Source organism: Pseudomonas syringae group sp. J248-6 (assembly GCF_032586995.1).
Classification (GTDB): Bacteria; Pseudomonadota; Gammaproteobacteria; order Pseudomonadales; family Pseudomonadaceae; genus Aquipseudomonas; species Aquipseudomonas amygdali.
The window spans coordinates 39,842-57,016 of sequence record NZ_JAWHOP010000015.1; the positions used below are offsets into that span (position 1 = coordinate 39,842).

Annotated in this window: 14 protein-coding genes; 5 read left to right on the forward strand and 9 right to left on the reverse strand. The window is 59.7% G+C overall.

Annotated elements, in window-relative coordinates:
* Positions 1-90 precede the first annotated feature (90 nt).
* The 6 genes from RYC17_RS18795 to RYC17_RS18820 form a co-directional block, all read right to left on the reverse strand.
* A complete protein-coding gene (locus RYC17_RS18795; protein ID WP_002551902.1) occupies positions 91-912 on the reverse strand; it encodes an ABC transporter permease in 822 nt (273 codons plus the stop codon).
* 11 nt (positions 913-923) lie between these two features.
* Positions 924-2,171, reverse strand: a complete 1,248-nt coding sequence (locus RYC17_RS18800) for an ABC transporter permease (RefSeq protein WP_058400986.1) — start codon at positions 2,169-2,171, stop codon at positions 924-926.
* A 77-nt stretch (positions 2,172-2,248) separates the two neighbouring features.
* Positions 2,249-3,283, reverse strand: a complete 1,035-nt coding sequence (locus RYC17_RS18805; RefSeq protein ID WP_002551900.1) for a polyamine ABC transporter substrate-binding protein — start codon at positions 3,281-3,283, stop codon at positions 2,249-2,251.
* 82 nt (positions 3,284-3,365) lie between these two features.
* Positions 3,366-4,490, reverse strand: coding sequence for an ABC transporter ATP-binding protein (locus tag RYC17_RS18810; RefSeq protein WP_316904048.1), 1,125 nt, complete (start codon positions 4,488-4,490; stop codon positions 3,366-3,368).
* Positions 4,491-4,805: 315 nt separating this feature from the next.
* Positions 4,806-5,435, reverse strand: a complete 630-nt coding sequence (locus tag RYC17_RS18815) for a response regulator transcription factor (RefSeq protein WP_122280247.1) — start codon at positions 5,433-5,435, stop codon at positions 4,806-4,808.
* Complete coding sequence (locus RYC17_RS18820) at positions 5,432-7,480, reverse strand: histidine kinase (RefSeq protein ID WP_316904049.1); 2,049 nt, start codon at positions 7,478-7,480, stop codon at positions 5,432-5,434. The genes RYC17_RS18815 and RYC17_RS18820 overlap by 4 nt, the downstream gene beginning before the upstream one ends.
* A gap of 78 nt (positions 7,481-7,558) precedes the next feature.
* Between RYC17_RS18820 and RYC17_RS18825 the strand changes: the two genes are divergently transcribed.
* Complete coding sequence (locus tag RYC17_RS18825) at positions 7,559-8,545, forward strand: alpha/beta hydrolase family protein (protein WP_316904050.1); 987 nt, start codon at positions 7,559-7,561, stop codon at positions 8,543-8,545.
* A 33-nt stretch (positions 8,546-8,578) separates the two neighbouring features.
* Here the strand turns inward: RYC17_RS18825 and RYC17_RS18830 are convergent, their stop codons facing one another.
* From RYC17_RS18830 to RYC17_RS18840, 3 genes are all read right to left on the reverse strand, one after another.
* Positions 8,579-9,346 (reverse strand): TerB family tellurite resistance protein, encoded by a 768-nt coding sequence (locus RYC17_RS18830; protein ID WP_316904051.1) that lies wholly within the window; start codon positions 9,344-9,346, stop codon positions 8,579-8,581.
* The gene (gene murU, locus RYC17_RS18835; RefSeq protein WP_316904053.1) at positions 9,347-10,018 is read right to left on the reverse strand and encodes an N-acetylmuramate alpha-1-phosphate uridylyltransferase MurU; all 672 of its coding nucleotides are present in this window, start codon (positions 10,016-10,018) and stop codon (positions 9,347-9,349) included. It lies immediately after the preceding gene.
* A gap of 64 nt (positions 10,019-10,082) precedes the next feature.
* The gene (locus tag RYC17_RS18840) at positions 10,083-11,108 is read right to left on the reverse strand and encodes an aminoglycoside phosphotransferase family protein (RefSeq protein ID WP_316904055.1); all 1,026 of its coding nucleotides are present in this window, start codon (positions 11,106-11,108) and stop codon (positions 10,083-10,085) included.
* Positions 11,109-11,237: 129 nt separating this feature from the next.
* Here RYC17_RS18840 and RYC17_RS18845 point away from each other — a divergent pair, with 129 nt between their 5' ends.
* The 4 genes from RYC17_RS18845 to rsmA are packed head-to-tail and all read left to right on the forward strand — an operon-like array spanning position 11,238 to position 17,110.
* Positions 11,238-14,018 (forward strand): LPS-assembly protein LptD, encoded by a 2,781-nt coding sequence (locus tag RYC17_RS18845; RefSeq protein ID WP_058408548.1) that lies wholly within the window; start codon positions 11,238-11,240, stop codon positions 14,016-14,018.
* Positions 13,999-15,321 carry a peptidylprolyl isomerase gene (locus RYC17_RS18850; protein ID WP_316904059.1) on the forward strand — a complete coding sequence of 441 codons (1,323 nt, stop codon included), beginning with the start codon at positions 13,999-14,001 and terminating at the stop codon, positions 15,319-15,321. Before RYC17_RS18845 ends, RYC17_RS18850 begins: the two co-directional genes overlap by 20 nt.
* A complete protein-coding gene (gene pdxA / locus RYC17_RS18855) occupies positions 15,318-16,307 on the forward strand; it encodes a 4-hydroxythreonine-4-phosphate dehydrogenase PdxA (RefSeq protein ID WP_230016962.1) in 990 nt (329 codons plus the stop codon). The genes RYC17_RS18850 and pdxA overlap by 4 nt, the downstream gene beginning before the upstream one ends.
* A complete protein-coding gene (gene rsmA / locus RYC17_RS18860) occupies positions 16,304-17,110 on the forward strand; it encodes a 16S rRNA (adenine(1518)-N(6)/adenine(1519)-N(6))-dimethyltransferase RsmA (RefSeq protein ID WP_058400994.1) in 807 nt (268 codons plus the stop codon). The genes pdxA and rsmA overlap by 4 nt, the downstream gene beginning before the upstream one ends.
* The last annotated feature ends 65 nt before the right edge of the window (positions 17,111-17,175 follow it).

The window sequence follows — 17,175 nt, forward strand, 5'->3', positions numbered from 1 at the left end:
TGTACGCCAAGCTTCGCCCGGAGCGGTAAGCCTCAAGCTGCACGCCAATGGATTCGCCTTGGCTGGCAGCTTGAAACTTGCGGCGCCCGGTTATTGAGCCGTTCGGAGTTTTTCACTACGCCCGCGTAACCACTCCAGTACCAGCAGCAACAGCACGGAGAAGCCGATCAGCAAGGTCGCGGCGGCAGCGATGGTCGGGCTGAGGTTTTCGCGAATGCCGCTGAACATCTGCCGAGGCAAGGTCGCCTGCTCCGGCCCGGCGAGGAACAGCGTCACCACCACTTCGTCGAACGAGGTCGCGAAGGCGAACAGCGCACCGGAAATCACCCCCGGCGCAATCAACGGCAGGGTCACGCGCCGGAAGGCGGTCAGTGGCGAGGCACCAAGGCTGGCAGCCGCACGCACCAGATTGTGATTGAAACCCTGCAAGGTCGCCGACACGGTGATGATCACGAATGGCACACCCAGCACCGCATGGACCAGAATCAGCGAGGTGTAGCTGTTGCCCAGGCCCAGCGGCGCGAAGAACAGGTAACTGGCGACACCGACAATCACCACCGGCACCACCATCGGCGAAATCACCAGCGCCATGACCAGCGCCTTGCCGGGGAAGTTGCCGCGGGTCAGGCCGATCGCTGCCAGCGTGCCGAAGCCCATCGCCAGCAGGGTCGCGGCCGGGGCAACGATCATGCTGTTCTTCAGTGCGCGCATCCACTCGGCGGAGTTGAAGAAGTCCTGATACCACTGCAACGAGAACCCTTGCAGCGGATAGACCAGAAAGCTGCCTGAATTGAACGACAACGGCACGATGACCAGCACCGGTAACACGAGAAAGAGCAGCACCAGCGCACAGATGATGCGCAAGGCGTAATACCAGATGCGTTCGATCGGCGATGTGTAAGGGTTCAACATGGTGACACTCCTCAGCTCAGACGCAGGCGGCTGGCGCCGACCAGCCAGCTATAAATCAGGTACAGCACGATGGTCGCCAAGAGCAGTAACCCGCCGAGCGCGGTGGCCATGCCCCAGTTGATGCTGGTGTTGGTATAGAAGGCGACGAAGTAGCTGACCATCTGGTCGTTCGGGCTGCCCAGCAAGGCCGGGGTGATGTAGTAGCCGATCGACAGAATGAACACCAGCAGACAGCCTGCACCGATCCCGGCGTAGGTCTGCGGGAAGTACACGCGCCAGAAACTGGTGAACGGATGGCAGCCAAGCGAAATGGCGGCACGCATGTAGGTCGGGGAGATGTTCTTCATCACGCTGTAGATCGGCAGGATCATGAACGGCAGCATGATGTGAACCATCGAGATGTATACGCCCACCCGGTTGAAGACCAGTTCCAGCGGCTTGTCGATGATGCCCATCGCCAGCAACGCGCTGTTGATCAGACCGCTCGACTGCAGCAACACAATCCAGGCAGCCACCCGCACCAGAATCGAGGTCCAGAACGGCAACAGCACCAGAATCATCAGCAGGTTGCTCTGCCGCGCAGGCAGGCTGGCCAGCAGGTAAGCCAGCGGATAAGCCAGCACCAGGCAGATCGCGGTAATCACCAGGCCCATCCAGAAGGTGCGGGCGAAGATATCCAGATAGATTGACTGATCCGGGGTCGCAGGCGCGACTTCCCCAAGGTCGTCGATACGATGGTCTACCGCCGCAAGCAGGTAATACGGGGTGATGCTGCTGGTATTGCGGCGCACCGCCTGCCAATAGGCCGGGTCACCCCAGCGCTCGTCCAGCGCTTCGAGCGCTTCTTTATAAGAGGCCGGTTCAGTCTTGAACGGCAAGGCGCGAGCGGTCTTGCTCAGCAGGCTGCGATAACCGGCCAGTTCCATGTTCAGACGCTTGGACAGATCGCCCAGCGTGGAATTCTTGCGTGTTTCGGCCAGGTCCAGGCTCATTGCCTTGTAGACCGACTCGGGCGGCAGCCCTTTTCCATCCCACTTTTGCACTTCGACCACTGTGGTCGGCAGTGCAGTCACGACTTCCGGGTTGCCGACACTCTTATAGAGCAGCGCAGCAATCGGCACCAGAAACACTAACAGCAGGAAAATCACCAGCGGAGCGATCAATGCCTGAGCCTTCCAGCGGTTGACCCGCTCGGCGCGAGCGAGACGTTGCTTCAAGTTAGGGCTGGCGCCTTCAGTCAGGGGCACGGCGATGGCCATAGCGAACTCCGGAATCTTTCAACGAGAGGGCGCTCCCTACAGCAGAGAGCGCCCGGATCTGACGTGATGCAGCCTGTTTACTTGGCAGCCCAGGCAGTGAAACGCTGCTCAAGGGATTCGCCGTTGTCGGTCCAGAACGCTACGTCCATCTGCACCTGATCCTTGATGTTCTCAGGCGTGGTCGGCATGTTCTGCAGGGTTTCCTTGTCCAGCAGCTTGACCGCCTGGGTATTGGCCGGGCCGTAGGCGATATTCTGCGAATAGGTCTTCTGCTGCTCGGGGCTCAGCATGTAGGCGATGAACTTCTTCGCGGCATCGGCGTTTTTCGAGCCCTTCGGGATGGCCCAGGCATCGAAGTCATATACGCCACCGGTCCACACGACCTTGAGGTTGCTTTCCTTCTGCACAGCAGCGATCCGGCCGTTGTAGGCCGAGCTCATCACCACGTCACCGGAAGCGAGGTACTGCGGCGGCTGTGCGCCTGCTTCCCACCACTGAATGTTTGGCTTGAGTTCATCGAGCTTCTTGAACGCGCGGTCCTGGCCGTCTTTGCTGGCCAGCACTTTATAAACGTCTTTCGGCGCAACGCCGTCAGCCATCAGGGCGAATTCCAGCGTGTACTTGGCACCTTTACGCAGACCGCGCTTGCCTGGGAATTTCTTGGTGTCCCAGAAATCGGCCCAGCCGTTTGGAGCTGTGGCGACCTTGTCGGCGTTGTAGGCCAGCACGGTGGACCAGACGAAGAAACCGGCACCGCAGGTGGTGATGGCGCCAGGCACGAAATCAGCGGCATTGCCCAGTTGTTTCGGGTCCAGCTCCTCAAACATGTCCTCATCGCAACCACGGGCCAGTTCCGGCGATTCGACCTCTACCAGGTCCCAGGAAACGCTCTTGGTGTCGACCATGGTTTTGACCTTGGCCATTTCACCGTTGTATTCACCGGCGATGATCTTGCCGTTACCGGCCTTTTCCCACGGCGCGTAGAACGCCTTTTCCTGAGCGGCCTTGTTGGCACCGCCAAAGGAGATGACGGTCAGGTCGGTGGCTGCCATGGCCTGCGCGGCGCACATGAGGCCCAACGTGATGGCGGTGAACTTCAAAGACTTCAACATAGGTTCTTTTCTCCACAAGCAGTGTTGGTAAGCGATTGGGATGGGCGATCAGGTCGCCTCTGTTATTGCTTTTATCGGTAGATCAATGCACTTGCTGCAAGGGGTCGAGCGCGCGAACGTGCTCGACTTGCCAGCCGATGGGCACCACGTCGCCCACACTCAGGCCAGGGTCCAGTTCGGCAATCGGTTGTTTGACGAAGAAGTCGTTCTTGCCTGCTACCTCCAGACGCACGCGAACGTGGTCGCCCAGGTAGATGAACTCAGCCACACGGCCGGAAAAACGGTTTGCACAATTCTCGCTGCGACCATTGAGGTTGATGCGCTCAGGGCGGATCGACAGGGTCACCTGGCCGCCAGGCTGGCCGACGTTGATCGCCAGCGCATACACTTTTTCGCCGCGCTCAAGCTCGACGACACAACGGTCGCCATCCTGACTGACCAGACGTCCGTTCAGCCGGTTGTTCTCGCCGATGAAGTTGGCCACAAAGGTGTTCTTCGGCTCTTCGTACAGGCTGCGTGGCGGTGCGATCTGCTGGATCTCGCCCTGATGGAAGACGGCGACCCGGTCGGACATGGTCAGGGCTTCACCCTGGTCGTGGGTCACATAGACCACGGTCACACCCAGGCGCTGGTGCAGGTGCTTGATCTCCATCTGCATGTGTTCGCGCAGCTGCTTGTCGAGGGCGCCGAGCGGCTCATCCATCAGCACCAGCTGGGGTTCGAACACCAGCGCGCGTGCCAGCGCCACGCGTTGCTGCTGGCCACCGGACAACTGCGCCGGGTAGCGATGCGCAAACGTGTCCAACTGGACCATGCCCAGTGCCTTTTTGACCTTCTCGCCGACGTCGGTCTTGCTCATGCCACGCACCGACAACGGGAACGCCAGGTTCTCGGCCACAGTCATGTGCGGAAACAAGGCGTAGTTCTGAAATACCATGCCGATGTCGCGTTTGTGCGGCGGCACGTTGTTGATGGCGCGGCCACCGAGGAGGATTTCACCAGCCGTCGGGGTCTCGAAACCGGCCAGCATCATCAGGCTGGTGGTCTTGCCCGAGCCGGACGGACCGAGCAGGGTCAGGAACTCGCCCTTGCGAATGTCCAGGTTGAGGTCTTTGACGATCAGTGCTTCGCCGTCGTAGCTCTTCTGCACACCACGAAAGCTGACCAGAACATCATTTGCTCCAGCGCTTGTATCGACGTCGCTCATTACCCACACCTTTGTTTTGTCTGCGTGGGCTCAAGCCTAGAGCAGCCTGAATGCCCCGCAAATCGGCAGCCGGGAGAGAATCGCCTAGGCCGGCTGGAAGGCGGGGGGTAGGGATTGCCCTACAGCGATGGCGCGATTGAGTATGTGAGTGAGCCTGATCGTTGCGCACGCCCCAGCGTGGGAATGCAGTGCGTGACGCTCTGCGTCACAAAAGAGGACGCAGAGCGTCCAGAACGGCATGCCGACGCGGAGCGTCGCACGATAGTTGTGAGTAAGGCACCGACCCGACACTCAACTGGAGTGTCGTTTTCAGACTCAGAATAGCTTGTGCTCCATCGCGTATTTGACGAGATCGGCCAGTGAGTTGAGTTTCATTTTCTGCATCAGCCGCGCCTTGTGGGTGCTGATGGTTTTGCTGCTCAATGCCAGTTGCTGGGCGATGTCGTTGACGTTGGCACCCTGCGCCAAGCGCTCGAACACCGAGAACTCGCGCTCCGACAACAATGAGTGCAAAGGCCGGCTATCGGTCAGGCCCACTTCAAAGACCATGCGGTCGGCGAGGTCCGGGTCGATATAGCGCCCGCCTGCCGCTACCCGACGAATTGCCGTCAGCAGCAGTGCCGGGTCACTGTCCTTGGTGGCATAACCTGCGGCGCCGACTTTCAGCGCACGTGCCGCCATCTGTGCTTCATTGTGCATCGACAGCACCAGAATGGCGGGCGGACTGGCCAGTGCGCGAATTCGCGGAATCGCCTCAAGACCATTGACGCCGGGCATGGAGATATCCAGCAAAACCACTTCGCAAGTCACATGACGCAAGGTTTCGAGCAACTGCTCGCCGTTGCTGGCCTCACCGACCACTTGCAGGTCTCTGGCCAGACCAATCAGTTGCTTGATCCCTTCACGCACGATGGTGTGGTCTTCGGCTACCAAAACACGAATCACTGGCTTCGCTCCTGTGCGACGGGGTCCAACGGGATGTAGGCGCGCAAGGTTGTGCCCTCACCGGCCTCGCTGTCCAGCTCCAGTCTGCCGCCGAGCATCAGCACCCGCTCGCGCATCCCGACCAGACCGAATGAAACCACCCTGCCCGACTCGACGACAAACCCCTGCCCGTCATCGGCGATGGTCATGCACATCACGCCATCCTGCAACGTCAGGCTGATTTCCACCGTGTGCGCCTGGGCGTGGCGCATAACGTTGGTCAGCGCTTCCTGAAGAATCCGGAACATGCCTGTGGCTCTCGCATCGCTAAGCACTGGCAGGTTGTCCGGGACCTGCACCAGACAAGGGATTTGCGTACGCGCCTCGAAACGGCGTGCCTGCCACTCGATGGCCGACGCAATGCCGGCGTCGAGAATCGGTGGCCGCAATGCCGTGGCAACATCACGCACCAGTTGAAACAGTTGAGCGATAAGACGCTTCATGCTGTCCAGTCGCTCACCAAGGCCGGTATCCAGATCTGCATAGGCCAGCTCGCACATCGACGTTTCCAGCTTCAGCACCGTCAGCATCTGCCCCAGCTCGTCATGCACCTCGCGAGCAATACGCGCCTTCTCTTCTTCACGCACGCTTTCCAGGTGGGCTGACAATTCACGTAGCTGATCATGCGCACGGCGTCGTTCACTGGCATCACTGAGAAACACCACCAGGTATTCCGCCTCACGAAAGCGCAGGAAGCTCAACGAAACGTCGGTAGGCAGAAGGCTGCCATCAGCACGCAGACAATGGGTCTCGAACACCTGCGGGCTGTCTTCAAGAGAGCGCGCGTTCTTCCACAGGTTGAGCCAGCGGTCCATATGCAGACCGGGCTCGAAATCAATCAGCGGGCGCTCGACCACCTGTCCCGGCGCGTAGCCGAGCATGGATTCCGCCGCCCGGTTGGCGTAACGCACACGACTGTCCCAATTGACCCAAAGGATGCCGACGGTGCTCTGGTCGATGGAGAATTGCGCCAGACGCAGCGCCTCCTCACCTTCAACGCGACGGGCAAGCTCTTCACGCGCGCGCAGCAACTCCTGCTCCTGCGCCTGCTGCTGGCGACGCTGCCAGACCACGATCGCAAAACAGGCCAGCAGCATCACCAGCAGCAGAATGCACAGGTTTTTCCAGAGCTTGGTCGACTCGATGAAATGCGATGGGGTGAGCGGCATCCAGCGCGCGTGCAGTTGCTCAAGCTCTTTGGCAGGAATCGCGCGCAACGCTTCGCTGACGATGGCGGCCAGCTCAGGCATGTCACGGCGCGAAGCCACGCGCAACAATTGCGGCAGCCCGATATCCCCCACTACCGCCAGCCCGGCAAATTCCGGCTCGCGGAGCAGGCGGCTGAGCTGCGCTTCGTCCACCACGGCATAGCGTGCCTGCTGACTGAGCAGCAATTGCAGCGCCTGACGCTCCAGCGGCACGCCTTGCAGGTTCAGGTGCGGAAAGTTGCTGCGCAGGTAATCGGCGGCAGGGCCTGGCATGCGTACAGCAACCCGCGAAAGGCTGTCGAGTTTCTCGAGGTCCACGGCAGTGCTGCCATCACGTTCGCCGATCAACAGTTGCGAAACACGCAGATACGGATCGGAAAACAACCACAGACGCAGGCCCGCCGGGCTCTGCATCAAGCCAGGCGCAACATCGATTTCACCATTGGCCAGGGCCTTCTCAAGCGCCGCCTGATCAGGAAAGTTTCGCCACAGCAACTCGACCGGCAGCATCGAAGCCAGCGCATTCATAAGGTCGACATTGGCTCCGGACAACTGCTGCAAACGCTGATCGAACTGAGCATAAGGCGCACGCAACACCAGACCCACCCGCAGCGGACCGTGCTGGTCGAGCCAGCTACGCTGTGCTGAACTCAACTGCGCAGACGCAGGCATTTGTGGCTCGTCAGCCTGCGTACTGGCCATCTGAACCATCAAGAGCAAAGCCAGGCAGCCGATAAAGCCGGTGCGCAGAAGACCAATCATCAATGTGTCGCTCTCGTGTGTTCGTATGACGGCCATATGCCGCGCAGGCTCAGGCCTGACAAAAGCCGATCAACCCATTAGGCTGCCGGGATAGTTTCTGGCTTGGAATATCCGATGTCCTACACCTTTCGCGCAACGTTTCCTGCATTGTTTCTGTCATTGGTCCTGCCTTGCGCACTGCCTGTACTCGCAGCCGACCCGGCCCCGGCGAAAGACGCTGCTGCCGAAGCACCGGTAGAACGGGCACCGCTGCTCAGCCGCTCACAGGAAGACGCGATAGCGCTGGAGCGTCAATTGCCTCGCGAGGATCAGCAGCAGCTTCAGGCGGGTGACGAAAGCTTTCTCGCCCTCTGGAAGCCCGCAAACAGTGACGCCCCCCAAGGCGCGGTGATTATTGTGCCTGGCGACGCCGAGTCACCGGACTGGCCGGATGCCGTCGGCCCGTTGCGAAGGAAGTTTCCGGATGTCGGCTGGTCAAGCCTGAGCATCACCCTGCCGGATGCGATGGACAACAGCCTGGTGCCACGCGAGCCCGACGCCGCCCCGACCGACGCGAACGCTGCCAAACCCAAGGAATCCCCCAAGGACGCCAGTCCGAAAGCGCAAGACCCGGCAGCTGAAGCCGAGGCCCTGGCTGCCGCAGCAACCGCAAAGGCAGCTGCCGACGAGGAAGTCAACAAGGCTCAGGCCGAGCGCATCTTCGCGCGGATCGAAAGCGCGATCAGCTTTGCGCAGCAGAACAAGGCCCGCAGCATCGTATTGATCGGCCATAGCAGCGGCGCCTACTGGGCAGCCAGATTCCTCAATGAACGCACATCGCCTGCCGTGCAGAAGCTGGTGATGCTTGCTGCGCGCGAGCCGGTAAATGCTGCGCCTTCGCTGCTGGACATGGTGCCTCAGCTGAAAATAAAGACCGCCGACTTCATCTACAAAAACTCGCCGGACCAGGCCGCCAAAGCACGCCTGCAGGCCAGCAAACGCGCCAAAGGCCCCGGTTTTACGCAGATTGGCCTGATCAATATCGTAGGCAATGAAGATACCGAGCAAGAACAACTGTTCCGCAGGGTTCGTGGCTGGATAGACGCCAAGGAAGAAAAATAAGCTTCACGCCAAGCACCCGACGCACGAGCAGGCTCAGTTGAACCCGCGTCGGGCCTTCACCACCCGATAGGCGTTATGCAACTGGCTGGTCTTGTCGGTCGCCACCCGCACTTGCTGAGGGTTGGCACCCGAGCCGGCAACCTTGTCAGGGTGATGCCGACTGAGCAGCCGGCGGTAGGCGCGCTTGATGCTCGACGGGTCGGTGTCCGGTTTTATTCCCAGAAGCGTCATCGCACTTTTGTAGTCATCCCCGCTGCTGACCGGCGAACGCTTCATCGGGTCGTGATCGGCAGCCAGCGCCTCGACTTGTGGCCCTGTCCAGCCCAGCCACATGCCCCATACCCCGATCAGCTCACGCTCGACCCGGGAAGCCTTGCCATCCGCCCAGGCCATGCGCCAGCAGGCACGCAACAGCTCCTCGGCGGTGTCCGGCTGCCCGTGCAGGCCGCGCAAATAACTGCGCAGCCCGTCGGCACCATCACGACCACGCTTGAAGGCGTTGATGGCGCGCAACTGATCCGCCTCGTTCAGGTTCAGACGGCGCATTTCGGTACGGGCCTGATTAATATGACTGGCCAGTACACGTCCGTCACTCTTGGCCAGACGGCCCAGCAACACAAACAGCAGCCCATCGGCGGATATCGCCGCCCGCCCGCCCAGACGCTCGCGCAGATGCGCCCAGCTCTGCAGCTTCAGGCGCCGGTCCAGCGCCTGCCCCAATAGAGCACCCAGCATTGCGCCCGGGATGCTGGCAATTGCATAGCCGACACCCGCGCCGATCAATGTGCCAGGCCAAAGCATTCAGCGGGTCTCCGCAAGCAAGTGCTCGACTTCAGCCAGACGCTCGTGCGTGCCGACATCGACCCACCGCCCTCTGTGGTGCTCTCCCGTTACCAGGCCTTGATGCATGGCCTCACGCAACAACGGCGCAAGCTTGAACGCACCGGGCTCACAGTTGGCAAACAACTGTGGATGCAGGATAGCGATACCGCTGTAGGTCAGTCGCTGGCCTGCCGAATCGTCATCGCGCACCTGACCGTCAACCAGCGAGAAATCGCCAGTGGGGTGATGTGCCGGGTTATCGACCAGCACCAGATGCGCGAGACCGGCTAGCGGCACGCGCAAAGCGCTGAAGTCATAGTCCGTCCAGATATCCCCATTGATCACCACAAAGGGCTCAACGCCCAGCAATGGCAATGCCCGATGAATCCCGCCGCCTGTTTCCAGCGGCTGGCCCTCGGGGGAATAACGGATACTCAGGTCGAAACGCTGACCGTCGCCCAGATAATCCTCGATCTGCTGCCCCAGCCAGGCATGGTTGATGACCAACTGGTGAAACCCGGCTGCGCGCAAGGCGTTCAGGTGGTACTCGATCAACGGCATCCCCCCGGCACGCACCAATGGCTTGGGCGTGTGCAGGGTCAACGGGCGCATTCGCTCGCCTTTACCGGCGGCGAGAATCATCGCTTTCATGCAGTCCTCTTCAACACAATCAGGTTTCTTTCAAAATAGCCATTTTCAGGCCGTCGCTGGCGTATCAGACAGCGGTCTCTACCGGTTGCTGCAGACTGGTAAGCAATTGCCCGAGTTGGGCCAGCTCGGGGCGACGCGACAAAACTGCCTCTATATAAGCGAAAAAGCGCGGGACGTCTTGCAGATAGCGCGGTTTTCCATCGCGGTGGCAGATGCGGGCAAAAATACCGATCACCTTCAAATGGCGCTGAACACCCATCAGATCACTGGCGCGCTCAAAGGCTGCAAAATCTTCCTGCACAGGGATACCAACGGCACGCGCCTGATCCCAGTAGATTCTGAGCCAGTCGCTGACGCGTTCTTGTGGCCAGCTCAGGAACGCGTCCTTGAACAGACAGGTCACGTCATAGGTGACCGGGCCGTAGACAGCGTCCTGAAAATCCAGCACGCCTGGATTGGGCTCGCTGATCATCAGGTTTCGCGGCATGTAGTCGCGATGCACCAGCACTTTGGGCTGCGCCAGAGCGCTGTTGATCAACAACTCGCTGGCCTGCCGCCAATCGCTCAGTTGCGCCTCGTCCATCTCGATACCCAGGTGGCGCTTTACGTACCACTCGGGGAAAAGCTCCAGTTCACGGCGCAGCAACGCGACGTCATAGCTGGGCAGCAGCGCGTCCATCGGCAATTGCTGATAGGCCAGCAGCGCCTGGATTGCATCGGCGAACAAGGCATCGGCATTGTCAGCGTCAATCACATCCAGATAGGTCTGACGACCAAGATCATTGAGCAGCAAAAAGCCTTGCTTCAGGTCTTCGGCATAAATTTCCGGAACATTAATGCCCGACTTTTTCAGTAAATGGGCGATATCCACAAACGGTTTGCAGTTTTCCTGCGGTGGTGGCGCATCCATCACAATAAAAGTTCGGCCAGCGCCCTCCCAGCGAAAATAACGACGAAAACTTGCGTCACTACTGGCCGCAGTCAATGTGGCCGGGGGTACAGCGCCCCAATTTCGCGCCGCAAACAGCGCTGGCAACTGCTCATCGAGCCAAACTTTCAGGGATTGCAGGCGTATATCTTGATCTGACATTACAAGGGTCTCCGACGGCGCTAGCCGTCAAGCGGGTCATGCTTTATTATCCGGAATCTTTTTCAGCCCATCGAGAGGCGTGCGGCCCCCCCGCGGGCAGATGGCGCGCAGGAAGCCCGGACTAATAAGATGGCATTGAAATCCCCCGCGTTTCGTAAAAAATTTCCGTTGCTCGTAACCGGCAGTCTGCTGGCGATGCAACCTCTGGCCACTCAGTTCGTGGTCGCCGCGGAACAGTATGACTGCTCAGTCTCTGCTTCGGGTGCCTGGAACTGTGCGCCGAAATCCAATGCTGCTGCAGTGGACCTGCCTCCGCGCCCCGTGCATGACACGACGTCGGTCAGTTCCAACGGCACAGTCACCTCGCAAGGCACCTCTTCGGGTGAGCAGGTTGCAGGTACGCAACTGGTTACCGAAGCCAAGGGCAAAGGTCTGCGGTCGCGTAGTGCTGACTACAGCCACCTTGATTGGGTTCCTCGCGAAAAGCTGACCGCAGCACAACTGGCCGAGACCGGTCCGTATTGCTCGGGTGCCTACGTCGAGCCGATACGCCCAGGCATGGACGACAAGACGCCGATGAAAGACGCGCCTATGTTCGTCGGAGCCAAGGCTTCGCGTTACGAACAGGAAGCGCAGGTCGCGACGCTGGCAGGTGATGTCGTGTTGCGCCAGGGCAGCATGCAGGTACAGGCCCAGGAGGCCGCACTGCATCAGGCCGAGAACCGTGGCGAGCTGAACGGCGATGTCCGTCTGCGCGACAACGGCGCGCTGATCGTCGGTGACAAGGCCGAGTTGCAACTCGATACCGGCGAAGCCCGTGTCGACAATGCCGAGTACGTCCTGCACAAGTCGAACATTCGCGGTAACGCTTTGTACGCCAAGCGTGCAGAGAACGCGATCATCCGGCTCAAGGACGGCACCTACACCTCGTGTGAGCCGAACAGCAACGCCTGGACGCTCAAAGGCAACAACATCACGCTGAACCCGGCCACCGGCTTCGGTACAGCGACCAACGTTACCCTGCGGGTCAAGGACATACCGGTTCTGTATACGCCGTATATCTACTTCCCGATCGACGACCGTCGTCAGTCCGGTTTCCTGCCGCCGTCCATTGCGGCAGGCGGCGATAACGGTTTCACGCTCGTTACTCCGTACTACTTCAACCTGGCACCGAACTACGACGCCACGTTGTACCCGCGTTACATGGCTGACCGCGGCCTGCTGATGGAAGGCGAGTTCCGCTACCTGACCAAAGGCAGCGAAGGCCAGTTTGGCGGCGCGTACCTGAACGACGAGAATGACGACCGCAAGCTTCAGTCGGACTACGACAAGACTCGCTGGATGATCAACTGGCAGCACAAGGGCGGACTTGATACGCGCTGGCTGACCCAGGTTGATTACACCGACATCAGCGACCCGTATTACTTCCAGGATCTGGAAACCGATCAGATCGGCGTTAAACGGACGGATTTCCTCAACCAGCAGGGCTCTTTGACCTACCGTGGCGACAGTTACGTGGCAACGCTCAACGCCCAGGCTTACAAGCTGGCGACGGTCGCGAACATCACACCTTATAACCGCCTGCCACAGCTGACGCTTAACGGCACCTTGCCGTACAACCCGGGTGGTCTGAAGTTCGATTATCAGACAGAAGCTGTCCGTTTTGAACGTGATCTGCGCAGCGGCGCGTTCATTGATGAAGATGGCAACTCCGAGACACGCCTGGACAACAACATCTCCGGCCTTGCCCGGGCAAACGGGGACCGCCTGAATCTGGCGCCGTCCGTCAGCCTGCCAATGAACTGGACCTATGGTTTCCTGACACCGAAGCTTAAGTACGTCTACACCCAGTACGCGCTGGACCTGGACAGTCAGGGCAAAAGCTCGCTTCTGGCTGGCGAGGAATACAGCAGTAGTCAAAGCCGCAGCGTGCCGATCTTCAGCGTCGACAGCGGCCTGTACTTCGACCGCAACACCAACTGGTTCGGCAAGGATTACCGTCAAACCCTGGAACCGCGCCTGTTCTATCTCTATGTACCCGAGAAAGACCAGACCGACATCCCGGTATTCGACACCAGCGAAAGCACATTCAATTATGCCTCGCTATTCCGTGACAACCGCTTCACCGGTTCCGACCGCATCGGCGACGAGAACAAGCTGTCGCTGGGTATCACCAACCGCTGGATTGAAAGCAACGGCTTTGAACGCCAACGCTTCAGCATCGGTCAGGCGCTGTATTTCGAAGACCGCAAGGTGCAGTTGCCTGGCGTGGTGTTCGCTGACCGTGATGATGCGCGTTCCAACGTTTCGCCTTATGCACTGGAATACGAATACCGCTTCAACCGCGACTGGCGCTTCAACTCCGATTTCAACTGGGATCCGGACAGCAAGAGCACCCGTTCGGGCAGCGCAATGTTCCATTACCAGCCTGAAGACAACCCGAACAAGATCGTCAACCTCGGCTATCGCTATCGCAACGACCAGATTCGTTACGACGAAAGCACTGGCCGCTGGATCGTGGGCGGTGGCGACTACGGACGTCCGGGCGATGCCAACTACGTGAAGGACTACTACAAGATCCAGCAGCACGATTTCTCGGTCATCTGGCCCATCGTGCCGCAGTGGAGCCTGATCAGCCGCTGGCAGTATGACTACAACCGTGCGCGCACCATCGAAGCTTTCGGCGGGTTCGAGTACGACAACTGCTGCTGGAAAATGCGTCTGGTCAACCGCTACTGGGTCGATTACGACGAGTTCAGCCAGGCAGCGCCTCAGAACGAGAAAGGCGACCGCGGCATATTCCTACAAATCGTGTTGAAGGGGCTCGGCGGTGTAACTGGCGCCAAGGTAGACAGCTTCCTCGACAAAGGCATTCAAGGTTATCGTGAACGTGAAGACCAAGCTTTCTGATTGTCTGCGCCCGCTGATGCTGGGCGCGTTACTCCTGAGCGGTGCAGTGCATGCTGCGGTTCAACCTCTGGACAGTATCGTGGCCATCGTCGACAACGACTTGATCATGAAAAGCCAGATGGACCAGCGTGTACGTGAGGTTCAGCAAACCATTGCCAAGCGCGGCTCTGGTGTACCGCCTGCGGAAGCTCTGCAACCGCAGGTTCTGGATCGTCTGATTCTGGAAAACCTGCAGCTGCAGATGGGCGAACGGTCCGGCATTCGTGTCTCCGACGACGAACTCAATCAGGCCATCGGCACCATTGCCCAGCGCAACAACATGAGCGTGGAGCAGTTCCGCGCCGCACTGGCTCATGACGGCTTGTCCTATAACGATGCACGCGAGCAGGTGCGCCGGGAAATGATCATCAGCCGTGTGCGTCAGCGCCGGGTGGCCGAACGTATCCAGGTATCCCAGCAGGAAGTGAAAAACTTCCTCGCCTCCGATCAGGGCAAGGCTCAGTTGTCTGAAGAGTTCCACCTGGCCAACATTCTGATCGCAACGCCTGACAGCGCCTCTTCGGACGCCATCCAGGCTGCTGCGGTCAAAGCCAAGGGCATTTATGACCAACTGAAGAAAGGTGCTGACTTCACCCGACTCGCAGCAACCACCTCCTCCAGCGAAAATGCACTGGAAGGCGGTGACATGGGCTGGCGCAAGGCTGCGCAACTGCCACCGCCGTTCGGTGACATGCTCAGCGCGATGCCTGTCGGCGACGTGACGCCTCCAGCGCGCACGCCGGGCGGCTTCATTATCCTCAAGTTGCTGGAAAAACGTGGCGGCCAAGGGCAGGCACAAATGCGTGATGAAGTGCATGTGCGTCATATCCTGATCAAACCGAGCGAAATCCGTAACGAAGAAGAGACCAAGCGTCTTGCCGAGAAAATCTACGACCGCATCCAGAATGGCGAAGACTTCGCCGAACTGGCGAAAAGCTTTTCGGAAGATCCGGGCTCGGCACTCAATGGCGGCGATCTGAACTGGGTTGATCCGAACTCTCTGGTTCCGGAATTCCGTCAGGTCATGAACGAAACGCCACAAGGCGAATTGTCCAAACCGTTCCAGACCCAGTATGGCTGGCATGTTCTCGAAGTACTCGGTCGTCGCTCCACGGACGCTACCGACCAAGCTCGTGAACAGCAGGCGTTGAACGTACTGCGTAACCGCAAGTACGACGAAGAGCTGCAAACCTGGCTGCGTCAGATCCGTGACGAAGCCTACGTTGAGATCAAACTCCCTGGCGCGACCCAGGCTGCGCAGTGAAACCCAAGCGTTTCGCCCTGACACCCGGCGAGCCGGCCGGCATTGGTCCTGACCTTTGCCTGCTGCTCGCCACGCAGCCTCAGCCATACCCTCTGATTGCCATCACCAGCCGTGACCTGCTCCTTGAGCGGGCCGCGCAACTGGGTGTGGCGGTCAGTCTGCTTGACGTCACCCCTGATTCGCTTCCCGACCTGCCTGCGCCTGTCGGCAGCCTGTATGTCTGGGATACGCCCCTGGCAGTTGCGGTAGAAACCGGTGTGCTGAACAAGGCCAACGCAGCGTTCGTGCTGCAAACCCTGACTCGCGCTGGCCAAGGCTGTCTCGACGGGCTGTTCAGCGGGATGATTACTGCCCCGGTGCACAAAGGCGTCATCAACGACGGCGGTATCGCTTTTTCCGGACACACCGAATTTCTTGCCGAACTGACCCACACCGAACAGGTGGTGATGATGCTGGCGACCGGCGACCTGCGCGTGGCACTGGTGACCACGCACCTGCCGTTGCGCGAAGTGGCTGATGCCATAACACCGGACCGACTGGAGCGCGTGACACGCATCCTGCATGCCGATCTGGTGAACAAGTTCGGCATTGCCCACCCGCGTATTCTGGTCTGCGGCCTCAACCCTCATGCTGGCGAAAGCGGGCATCTGGGCCGAGAGGAAATCGACATCATCGAACCGACTCTGGAGCGCCTGCGCAGCGAGGGCCTGGACTTACGCGGCCCACTGCCTGCCGACACTCTGTTTACCCCCAAATATCTGGAGCACTGCGACGCAGTGCTGGCGATGTACCACGACCAAGGCTTGCCCGTGCTGAAATACAAAGGTTTCGGCGCAGCAGTCAATGTGACGCTCGGCCTGCCGATCATCCGCACTTCTGTCGATCACGGCACGGCGCTGGATCTGGCTGGCAGCGCGAACATTGATACCGGCAGCCTGCACGTTGCACTGCAAACCGCCTACCAGATGGCCGAGACCCATTCATGACCGAGCAATACCAACACCGGGCGCGCAAGCGTTTCGGGCAGAACTTCCTGCACGACGCAGGCGTTATCGACAAAATCCTGCGCGCCATTCGTGCCAAACCTGAAGACCGGCTGCTGGAAATCGGACCGGGCCAGGGCGCACTCACCGAAGGGCTGCTCAACAGCGGCGCGCAGCTGGACGTGGTCGAGCTGGACAAGGACCTGATCCCGATCCTCACCGGCCAGTTTGGCAACAAGCCGAATTTCAACCTGCATCAGGGTGATGCACTGAAGTTCGACTTCAACAGTCTGGGCGCCGAACCGCGCAGCCTGCGTGTCGTGGGCAACCTGCCGTACAACATCTCGACGCCGTTGATTTTTCATCTGTTGCAGAACGCCAGCCTGATCCGCGACATGCACTTCATGTTGCAGAAGGAAGTGGTCGAGCGCATGGCTGCAGGTCCGGGCGGCGGTGACTGGGGTCGCCTGTCGATCATGGTCCAGTACCATTGCCGCGTGGAGCATCTGTTCAACGTAGGACCGGGGGCGTTCAATCCGCCACCGAAAGTGGACTCGGCCATTGTGCGCCTCGTCCCTTATGAAACACTGCCGCACCCTGCCAAGGATCACCGTGTGTTGGAGCGCATCGTGCGTGAAGCGTTCAACCAGCGTCGCAAGACCCTGCGCAACACGCTCAAGCTGCTGTTGACCAGCGACGAGATTACCGCTTCCGGAGTAGACGGCAGCTTGCGTCCCGAGCAGCTCGATCTGGCTGCATTCGTCCGCCTGGCAGACACTCTCAGCGAAAAAGCTGTAACAGAGTGAACCCTGAGGACAAGTAAACGGCACTGCCAGTCGTCATTTCCCGCTTACTTGTCCTAGACTTGTCT